This is a genomic window from Aldersonia sp. NBC_00410 (assembly GCF_026342035.1).
GTDB lineage: Bacteria > Actinomycetota > Actinomycetes > Mycobacteriales > Mycobacteriaceae > Aldersonia.
The window spans coordinates 344,054-353,982 of sequence record NZ_JAPENM010000008.1 but is presented as its reverse complement, the minus strand read 5'-3'; the positions used below and the strand labels follow the sequence as shown (position 1 = coordinate 353,982).

Annotated in this window: 8 protein-coding genes; 2 read left to right on the top strand and 6 right to left on the bottom strand. The window is 64.9% G+C overall.

What is annotated here, in order from left to right:
* The first annotated feature begins 54 nt into the window (after positions 1-54).
* Positions 55-1,065: an alpha/beta hydrolase family protein gene (locus tag OG921_RS19980; protein WP_323182828.1), complete on the top strand. Its 1,011-nt coding sequence runs from the start codon at positions 55-57 to the stop codon at positions 1,063-1,065.
* A gap of 129 nt (positions 1,066-1,194) precedes the next feature.
* Here OG921_RS19980 and OG921_RS19975 read toward each other — a convergent pair whose 3' ends face one another.
* Together OG921_RS19975 and OG921_RS19970 are read right to left on the bottom strand one after the other, a co-directional pair.
* Positions 1,195-1,620, bottom strand: coding sequence for a LysR family transcriptional regulator (locus tag OG921_RS19975; protein WP_266114255.1), 426 nt, complete (start codon positions 1,618-1,620; stop codon positions 1,195-1,197).
* Positions 1,610-1,858 carry a hypothetical protein gene (locus OG921_RS19970; protein WP_266114254.1) on the bottom strand — a complete coding sequence of 83 codons (249 nt, stop codon included), beginning with the start codon at positions 1,856-1,858 and terminating at the stop codon, positions 1,610-1,612. The genes OG921_RS19975 and OG921_RS19970 overlap by 11 nt, the downstream gene beginning before the upstream one ends.
* A gap of 235 nt (positions 1,859-2,093) precedes the next feature.
* Here OG921_RS19970 and OG921_RS19965 point away from each other — a divergent pair, with 235 nt between their 5' ends.
* Entirely contained in the window at positions 2,094-2,762 is a 669-nt protein-coding gene (locus tag OG921_RS19965) for a hypothetical protein (RefSeq protein ID WP_266114253.1), read from the top strand.
* A 141-nt stretch (positions 2,763-2,903) separates the two neighbouring features.
* Here OG921_RS19965 and OG921_RS19960 read toward each other — a convergent pair whose 3' ends face one another.
* The 4 genes from OG921_RS19960 to OG921_RS19945 all read right to left on the bottom strand — a co-directional run bounded on the left by OG921_RS19960 (position 2,904) and on the right by OG921_RS19945 (position 9,886).
* Positions 2,904-3,668 carry an O-methyltransferase gene (locus tag OG921_RS19960; RefSeq protein ID WP_266114283.1) on the bottom strand — a complete coding sequence of 255 codons (765 nt, stop codon included), beginning with the start codon at positions 3,666-3,668 and terminating at the stop codon, positions 2,904-2,906.
* Between the two features lie 170 nt (positions 3,669-3,838).
* Positions 3,839-7,795 (bottom strand): amino acid adenylation domain-containing protein, encoded by a 3,957-nt coding sequence (locus OG921_RS19955; RefSeq protein WP_266114252.1) that lies wholly within the window; start codon positions 7,793-7,795, stop codon positions 3,839-3,841.
* 34 nt (positions 7,796-7,829) lie between these two features.
* Positions 7,830-8,726 carry an amino acid hydroxylase gene (locus tag OG921_RS19950; RefSeq protein WP_266114251.1) on the bottom strand — a complete coding sequence of 299 codons (897 nt, stop codon included), beginning with the start codon at positions 8,724-8,726 and terminating at the stop codon, positions 7,830-7,832.
* 191 nt (positions 8,727-8,917) lie between these two features.
* Positions 8,918-9,886 carry an alpha/beta hydrolase family protein gene (locus tag OG921_RS19945; RefSeq protein ID WP_266114250.1) on the bottom strand — a complete coding sequence of 323 codons (969 nt, stop codon included), beginning with the start codon at positions 9,884-9,886 and terminating at the stop codon, positions 8,918-8,920.
* Between the last annotated feature and the right edge of the window lie 43 nt (positions 9,887-9,929).

Here is a 9,929-nt window from a genome sequence, read left to right as displayed (position 1 = left end):
TTGAATATGCAGCGACAGAGGTCGAAGGCAATGTCCCGAATAGCTGGTATTGCGGTGACGACCGCATTTGCGATCGGCTGGCTGTTGACGGGCGTGGGCACGGCCGCTGCGGACCCGGTCATCGATTCAGGCAAGCTGTTTGCCTTCGCCACATCGGCGGACGGCTCCTATGTGGAGGACGTAAAGGTCGAGGACGACCGCAACCTCACGATCGATGTTCATTCGACCGCGATGAATGTCACGGTTCCGGTGATGGTCTACCGGCCGAAGGACACCAGTGCGCCACGGCCGACACTGTATCTGCTCAACGGCGCGGGCGGTGGCGTCGACGCCGCCACCTGGAAGAAGCAAACGAACATCTACGACTTTCTGGCCGACAAGAATGCAAACGTCGTGACTCCGGTAGGCGGTGCGTGGTCGTACTACACCGACTGGAAGCAGGCCGACCCCAAGCTTGGCCTCAACAAGTGGAAAACCTTCCTCACCGAAGAGTTGCCGCCGATCGTCGATGCGGGTCTCGGCACCAACCGCACGAGCGGAATCGCAGGCATCTCCAGCTCGGGTACTTCCGTCTTCAACCTCGCCGAGTCGAAGCCGGGGTTCTACAAGGCCGTCGCCTCATACAGCGGCTGCGCTCAGACCGCCGACCCTGTCGGACAAGAGTTCGTCCGGCTTACGGTGGAGACGGGGGGAGGTGGCAACACGCTGAACATGTACGGTCCACCCAACGATCCGATGTGGGCCGCGAACGATCCGGTCATTCATGCCGACAAGCTGCGCAACACGGCGCTGTACATCTCGACCGGCAACGGATTGCCCGGTGTTCACGAGCAGTTCGGTGCCCCGCACGCGCTGCCGGGTGCCCTCGTCGCGTACCAGATGGCGGTGGGCGGGACCATCGAGGCTGCCGTGAACTACTGCACAAACAACATGGCGAACCGCCTGAACCAGCTCGGTATCCCGGCGACGTACAACTTCCGCAACACGGGGACCCACTCGTGGGGCTATTGGGAGGACGACTTCAAGAACTCCTGGCCGGTGATTGCCAGGGGCCTCGGGATCTGAACCCGGCGAACAAGCGAGCTTAACGTCGACCGGCCCTGCTAGGCGGTCGACGTCGTAGGTGACAACGGCTGCCAGTTCGTAGCGGTCGGCGCGGTCGGATGCTCCACCGCTACCCTGACGAACGTTAGATCAGCGGTGCTGCGATAAAGGCTCGTAGGAGCCGGCCTCGGTGGGCTTCACTCCCGTCCGGGTGCGTCGAACAGGGCGACGCCAGATTTCTTCGAGCAGCTGGAGCCGACTTCTCATCGCTGGCCGGGCGATGCACAGCAGCTTCGCGTCGCGGGTGATCTGCCCTTCCTCGGCAATGCGCAGAAGGTAATTCATCGCGGCTGTTATGGCGTGCGCCGGATCCGCGCCGAACCGACCATCGCGATGGGCATCGAGGTTGGGTCCGGTCAAGTGCACTCGATTATGAAAATCATTGGTCTTCAGGGCGTCTCGGGCAACCGGAAGCGCTACATCAGCAAGCAGGACATTGCCACACATTCCGATCTGGTCAAGCGGAACTTCACCGCTGAGCGGGAGAAGCTGTGGTGCACCGATATCACCGAACACCCCACCCCTTGGATTCCAGCCCGGGAGGGCAAGGTCTATTGTCCGCGACCATCTCCTGGACCAGCGTCCGCGAGGGCATCGCGCGCCCACCGTCGAGCAGGCGTTGCGCCATTGGGGAAGCCCGTGTCTCCGCCTCGATGTCGCGCGGGAGCGCGCGGTACTCGAGACCGGCACCGGTGACGAGATCGGTGTGTGCCCGCGTGGCGGCCACCACCACCCGCTGATCCGCGGTCCGCAACCGGATCCCCAATCCGACATACGGAACGGAGGAAACTCACGGCCGCCACATTTCGGGCCCGCGAGTCGGCATGGTGGCGTTGGAAATGGGCTATTGCCCCTGGTGGCCTGGACTACGGGACGCCGCGCACTCGGATGCCCGCACGGTGTTCGCCGGGTTGACACCGTCGACATGGGGGTACGCGGCTAGCATCGCCGGCGCGACTCGGGCCGGCACATAGTTTCGAGGAGGCGTCATGACGGATGTGGAATCCAGTGTGCCGGCGCGTGGCGGGCGAATGCGGATCCCGCGCAGTCGTGGTGCGCTGAGCGGACTGTTGCTGATTGTGCTCGGTGCTTGGGGCGCATTGATCCCCTTCATCGGGCCTTACTTCGACTTCGCCTACACCCCTGATGAGGCGTGGGCCTGGACGACGGCACGCGGTTGGCTCGAAGTGCTGCCCGGCGCTGTCGCCGCCTTCGGCGGCTTGTTATTGCTGGTCTCCGGCAACCGCGCTACCGCAATGTTCGGTGGTTGGCTGGCCGTGGTGGCAGGAGCGTGGTTTGTGGTCGGTCCGGCGTTCGCGGGACCGCTGAACATCGGTGATGTGGGCGTACCGGTGGCCGACTCCGATGCCAAGCGGGCGCTGTTGGAGATCTCGTACTTCTACGGACTCGGGGCGCTCATCGTGTTCTTCGGGGCCACCGCGTTGGGCCGACTGTCGGTCCGATCCGCTCGCGATATCCAATATGCGCAAAGACCGGCGGTGCAGGGCGACCGCACGGCGGCCACCCCGGCTACCACCGCGACTGCGACTACGTCGACCGAGCGGGTGGAGACGCCCGCCGAGCGCGTGGAGCCGACGCGGCGCCGGTCCCGGTTTGCCGGGCTATTCGGGCGGCGCGGCACACCTGTTACGCGATAAAGGATCTCGGCACCAGGATGGCGACACCGCGGCGCCTGTGGCGTGTCTGATTGACACGTGACAGGCGCCCTGGGTCGTTCACGCTTCCGCGAAGTGCGAACCAGTTCGGTCGCTGCCCTTGGCAAGGTGCAGCCGGCCCCCTCAGTAGCGGGGCGATACCGAGGCGGCCGGTCGTCCGCGGTAGGTCGATTCGAGCACTACGTCTCTGATGAGCTTCTGGTATTCGGCGTGTGACCGGTGTTCCCGGGTCTGCCAGTCGGCACCCTGCTGAGAGCGCATGAACGCTCGATACTCCGGGGCCCCTGGGTATTTCACGTTGTCTGCCAGGACGATCGAACCCGAGTGCAGCCATTCCTCATCCAGGATCCGGTGCAAGTCGGGAAGATACTCGTCCTTTTCGTGGTCGAGGAAGACGAAATCGAGTGTGCCGGGTGCAAACTTGTGTTCCTCGCGCAGCGTGCTGAGTGTCCGTCCGTGGTCGCCGAGTGTTCCGACGATCACCACGATGCGCTCGCCGATGCCCGCATGATCCCAGATCTGCTGGGCGACGGCTGCGTTCGCCGAGTTGAACTCGACGGTGTACAGAACGGCCTCGGTGGGCATCACCCGCGCGATACGTAATGCGCTGTAGCCGCAGTAGGTGCCGAGTTCCAGCAGTCGGCTCGGACGCGCCGCGACGACGGCGCGGTCGAGAATTTGCCCCTTTTCGTCACCGATGTTGATCAGGTAGCTCTTGGCATAGCAAAACTCGTCGATCACCCGGATGACGTCGTCGATGTCATTTCGGCGAGCATGCGCGCACACATAGTCGGCCAAGGCCTGCTCGCGGCCGTCGCCAACCTGCCAGGTGGCGCCCATATGCCGTAGGCCGAACAGGAACCGGACGTAGGACCAGCGCAGAAACATCACCGGTTTACCGGTGCACTCGTTAGCGGCGACCGCCAGACCGACTGCCGCGATGCCGGCCAGCAGCGGGCGCGGGAGGTGCAACCCAAGCAATCGTTGTCGATGCCGGGCCAGCAGAACCGACGAAGCCACCGACACGGTGAATGCCACGATCGCTGCGAAATGCTTGCTCATATCGCCTCCCCTGCCCGGTAGTCGTGTTGTCGCCGTTTCAATTCGGTATCCAGGACCGGCCCGATGACCTCGAGCGCCTCGGGAGTGGTCATCTGGGCATGGACCACGTCGACGGAGTGTTCGGTGATCTCTCCGGATACGTACGGTCGCCATATGTCGCCGGTGAGTTCGCCGGTAATGCCTTTGCGCGCCGAGAAGTACAGCAGGTCCCCATGATGGTGTGTGGGCCGATAACGCGCCGACATGCCAACGCAGTCGACATATCCCTGGTACAGGCGTTCGAGCTGCTGGCGGGTCAGTCCGCGGCCCGGCCCACCCGTGTGCGCGAGCAGGTCGAAAGCTTCGTCGAGAGTCAGCGGACGGTTGTCTGCGACGTCCGACTCATCGCCCTGCAGGTGGGTGACCAGATCGCGCACGGTCGGCGGCTGCGGCGGCGGTGCGCCGTCGGCAAATGCCACGCTGTCCAGCATGATGAGCAACCCAACGTCGTGACCACGAGCACGCAGCCCGACTGCAAGTGCGTGCGCGAGTTGACCGCCGAGTGACCATCCCAACAGGTGGTACGGCCCCTGCGGTTGCAGGCGGATGAGTTCGTGCAGATACACCTCGGCCAATTCCTCGACGGTCCGGCACCGTGGCGATCCAGCGGCGATGGCGGGGGACTGTAGTCCGTAGATCGGCCGGTCGGTGACGTATTGCAGCAAGCCGGTGTAGCACCATGACAATGGCACGGCAGAATGTAGGCAGATCAACGGCGTCCCGGAACCGTTGCCACGCAACGGAAGGATCGTTTCGAGCGCCGAACCGGCGACTGTCACCTCGCTCGTTGCGCAGACGGCCGCGGATTCGATTGCGGCGGACAGGGTTCGCACCGTCGGGGTGAACAGCCACGACATCGCCACCGGGGTGCCGGTCCGCTCCGAGAGTCGCTGGCACAGGTCCACTCCCAGCAGCGAGTTGCCGCCGAGCTCGAAGAAGTTGTCGTTCAGCCCGATACGCGGCTGGCCGGTCACTTCGGCGATCGCATCTGCAACGGTGCGCTCGATCTGAGATCGTGGCGGTCGGAATGCCGGACGCGCCAGCAGCTTAGGGTCGGGCAGCGCCGATCGATCGGTCTTGCCGCTACTCGGATTGATTGGTATCGCAGCCAGCGGTACCAGCGCGGCCGGAATCATTCCTGGTGGCAACACCGTCCGTAACCGCGCCAACACGGCGGTGCGGTCGAAGTGCTCCGGGTCCGCGGCGACGACGTAGCCGATCAACCGGTCGCCCAGTGTCTCGGACTTCCAGATCCGCACCACGGCCTGATCGACCGCCTCGTCTGCGGCCAGCGCGCGTTCGACCTCGGACGGTTCGATGCGCTGCCCGCGCAACGAAATCTGGACATCGCTTCGTCCGAGGAACTCCAGCTGATCGTCCGGTTGCTCGCGCACCACGTCACCGGTGCGATACATTCTGCTTCCCGTGCGCCCGTGCGGGTTCGCGACGAAATACCGTGCGGTGATCGCGGCCCGCCCCAGGTACCCGCGCGCCAACGCGTCACCGGCAAGATACAGTTCGCCGCGGGCACCGCGCGGCACGAGGCGCAGTCGGGCATCGAGTAGGAGCATCTGCACGCCGGGCAGTGCCCGGCCGATCGTCACCTCGGCGTCGGGGGACAGTGGGTCGGAGTGTGTCACCACCACGGTGGCTTCGGTCGGGCCGTAGGAGTTGAACATGGGCACCCCGGTGGCCCAGCGGTCCACCAGTGCCGGTGGACATTTGTCTCCGCCGACGGTGACGGTCTGCAGCGACGGCAATCGGTGCGGGTCGAGCGTCGCCAAAATGGTCGGCGTGACGTTCAGATGGGTGATCGCATCGTGCTCGATCACCTGCGAAAGTCGTTCGCCGGCCACGATATCCGGCGACAAGACGACCAGCTTCGCCCCGGACGCGAATGCGGAGAGGTATTCGAGCATCGACGCGTCGCAGTAGGGTGAATGTGCCAGCAGCACCACCGATTCCGGGTGAATTCGACCACGGGTGCGCAGTTCGTCGCTCAGTGCTGTCAGGCCCGCGTGAGTACTCAGCACACCCTTGGGCTCGCCGGTGGACCCCGAGGTGTAGATCAGATAGGCCGGATGAGCGGCACGCAGCGGCCGCAACCGCTCCGCGTCGGTCACCGTGTCGACCGGATGTGACGCGGCGGCGCGGGTGAACTCGTCGCTGTCGAGCACCAACCAATCGACCGTCGTGCCGAGCAGCGGTGCGCGCCATTCGGCGAGGGTGATCCCCAGCGCCGCCTGCGAATCGGCGATCAGTCTCGCGACCCGCGCCGGCGGATCGGTGGGATTCACGGGAAAGAACACCGCACCCGCTCTTGCGACCGCCCACAATGCTATGACCGATTCCACCGACCGGGTCAATGCCACCGCGACCACACGTTCGGGCCCGGCGCCGTGCGCGATCAGCTCGCGCGCCCACTGCGCAGACAGCTCGTCGAGTTCGCGATACGACACCGACCTGCCCTGCCCGCTCAGCGCAATCCGTTCACCGCCACCGATGCCGGTCGCGAGCAATTCCGGCAGCAACCGCGGCCGGTGCCGGTGCTGGGGGCCTGCGATGCTCCGTTCGCCGGCGACGATGGCGAACACCTTCTCCTCTGCCGCCGCCCACAGGAAACGCGATAACCAGTCCATGAACTGTTGCCGATACCGATCCAGCTCATCGGCCCGGTACAGCGCCGGGTTGCCATGAAAGTCGATGCTGAATGGCTCAGCACCGAACCGGAAACAGTTGACCGTCAAATCCTCCACCGGCCCGGCCGAGAGCAGGTGCGCCCGCCCTCGGGCGGCACCGAAGCCGATGCTGTCGGGCAGCGTGAGGACGTTGATCAGCGGACCGTAGCCACTTCGACCGGCCAGCCCTGGCCCGTGGTCGCGGAGCAGGTCTTCGTGCCGATACAGCTGGTGGCGCAGCGCCCCGATGATGCCCATGCGCACCTGTCGAACGAGGTCTCCGACTGTCCGGTCCGCTACGCCCCGCACGCGCAACGGCACCACGTTCGAGACCATGCCCGCCGATCGCCGTAGTCCACCGGTGGTGCGGGCAGCGACCGGCAGCGACACCGTGACATCGCTGTCACCGGTCATCCGCGCCAGGAACCCCATCACCGCCGCGACGAGGACCTCGGTCATGCCGGTGCCGTACCGGCCGGCTGCGGCGTCGAGCTGCGCCATTGCCTCTGGGGCGACAGTCGCGTGCGTGACATGTGGCCATGCCGACGGCGCTGCGTACCGATCCTTCAGCCTGGTTACGTGATTCAGGCCGGCGAGTTGGGCACCCCAGTACTCGCGGTCGGCGACGAACCGCGGTGCGGATCGATACCGTCGCTCGGCCGCGACAATCTCGGTCAGGGGCACGGCGCGACACGGTGGTGCAGGCCGGCCTTCGATTGCCGCGGAATACAATTCGGCCGTTCGCTGCAAAAGTTGCGCGGCACCGAAGCCGTCGACTGCGATGTGGTGGCTGCGCGCGTACCAGCGGTGTCGGTCGGGGCCGAGAGTGAACAGCACCGTCCGGGACACATCGGGGCCCAGCAGGTCGATGCCGGCTTGTCGGTCCTGGCTCATCCGTACCTGCGCGGCGTGATCGGGGTCGGGGTGATCGCTCACGTCGACGCAGTCGAATCGGGCCTGCAGGTCATGGTCGACATACTGCCGGGGCCGGCCGCCGACAACGACAAATCGCAGGTCCGGTGACTGCAATTCTCGCCCGGCCCGCTGGGTGCATTGCTGGAGCAGTTCGCGGTCGAGAGGTCCGTGCAGGTCGGTGTATTGGGAGACCGAAAACGGCACTGTCGGGTGAAGCTGTTGGGCCAGCCACAGCTCGGACTGTGCGACGGACAGTCCGAAGGTGCCCAGATCCGGTGTTGCGCTGCCATTTCGAGGCACCGTTCTCGACAGGTCTAGCACCGTTGTTCCTCAGCGTTGGGCGGCGACTGCAGTGTCACGCGCCTGCGCTCGAATCGAGAAAACGCTTTACTTCATCTTTCATTCGGCTGACCGATTCCGCGACGAAAAGGACCGGTTGACAAACACTGTCGTCGATGTCGCTGACGATGACATCATCGATCCGGAAGTCCCTCAACTCCACATTCGCAAAGGACTCCAGTTCCGCGACCGAGGACAGGATGGCTGCGCCACACGCTCGCGGATGACCCTTCTCGGTCACCACACCGACCTCCATGGTGAACCAGAACAACTTCGCGATCGCCGTCAGCACCTCGTCCGAGGTGGCGTTTTTGGCCGCTCGTCCGAACCAGCGGTACATGTCTGCGAAGTCCGGATCGGCCAGCATCACCGCGTGTCCGACCAACTCGTGAATGACGTCGGGATCAGGCGAAAACGATTGCTCCGCAACCGGGCGTAGATCGGGGGTCGATCTGAGGATGCCGTCGGCGAGCGGGGGGTAGAACAGCCGGCCCGGCAGGGCGCCCATCACCGGAGCAAGCGCGAATCCGGTCAACGACCGTAACGTGCCCGAGACCTCACTCAGTTGCGGTACCCGACCGGTGGGCAACCCGACATATCGGGCGGCCAAACGATATTGGGTACAACTGAGCTGCTGATGCATGGCTGACAGCGTCGCGAAAACACGCGACCACAGTGCGTCCTCGTCGCTGCTATAGGCGAAATCGGGCACGTGTTGCCCCGGGCGGTAGGCGCGCGCCATCCGCTCACGCTCGGCTCGAACATCAAGACGAACGGTCATCGCAATCCGTCCTCTCCCTGTGGGTGCCGCGGTGGCGTTGGTGGAATTCACCGCCGAAACGAGGTTCAAACAATCAGCACATACATCGACGCCACGAAGCAGGACCGGGTGGGTATGGGCGGCACTGTACAACGTTCGCGCATAGCCGGTCAGGGCTTTCAGTGGCGAAATCCGCCGATTTCTCGGCGGTGGGACCAGCTACATTGTAGTCACCTTGCGCGCAACTTGGGTTTGAAATCGACTTCGCGCCACTGTCGCAGGCCGAGGACGAAATACACTGGTCTGCAAGGAATGTCCGATTCGAGCGGCGGTTGATGAATTGCTCAGGCCCCGATGGCGGCCGCCATCATCGGCCACGATTCGTGCAGTGCGTCCTGCCAATACCCCCACGCGTGCGTACCGGTCGGCCGGAAATCGAAGCGCGCGGGTACGCCGGCTGCGCCCAGCGCGGCAGCGAGTCGGTGCGTGCAGTCGTCGACCACCGATTCGAACCCGCCGCCGACGACGACACGATCGACCAGCGCGATCGGGTTGCCGGCCACGTCATGGTCGCCCAAAGATTCGTGCGGACCGGGCAAACCGGTCCCCGCCGACACATACAGCTGCGTCCCGCGTAGGCGATCCGCATGCAACGTCGGGTCGTTTGCCGCCCACTCCGGATCTGACGGCGGACCCCACATGTTGAACGGATTGCCGCCGTAACTGACCACCATCGATGTGACGAAGGCCTGCGCCACAGGGTCGCTCGTGCGCGCGCAGCCGCTGTACGAACCGACCGCCTGATAGAGACCCTGCGCCGCGATGGCGAGATTCAGCACCGATATCGCCGACATCGACAGGCCGGCTATCGCATTGCGCCCGCTAGTGCCGAGTGTCGCATCGATTACCGGCGGCAATTCTCTGGTCAAGAATGTCGTCCACTTGTTGCGTCCCAGGATCGGGTCATCGTGCTGCCAGTCGGTGTAATAGCTCGCCCGCCCGGCCAGCGGTAGAACCACGTTCACGTTCTTGTCGGCGAAGAATGTCGCGGCGTCAGTCCGGTCCAGCCACCCTGACCCGGTCTCGCCGCCGCCGGCCCCGTCCAGTAGGTACAGCGTAGGGCGGGGGGCGGACGTGTCGGCGGGGCGCAGCACACGTACGGGCACGAAACGATTCATGGCGGGGGAGTACACGTTGAGGTCGACCTGCGCCGCGGCCGGGACGCGGTGCTGGACCAGCGGCGCAGCGCCGACGGACCCGACGCCCAGCGCCGTCGTACCGACGATGGCGAGCGTCAAGGCGATTCGCCGCATCCTTCGTCGTGCGCTCCGTGGTAACCGATGCAACTCGCTGCGC

Coding starts and splice junctions, on each gene's coding strand:
- OG921_RS19945 (WP_266114250.1), bottom strand. CDS start 9,886: ATGCGGCGAATCGCCTTGACGCTCGCCATCGTCGGTACGACGGCGCTG.
- OG921_RS19960 (WP_266114283.1), bottom strand. CDS start 3,668: ATGTTTCTGCGCTGGTCCTACGTCCGGTTCCTGTTCGGCCTACGGCAT.
- OG921_RS19965 (WP_266114253.1), top strand. CDS start 2,094: ATGACGGATGTGGAATCCAGTGTGCCGGCGCGTGGCGGGCGAATGCGG.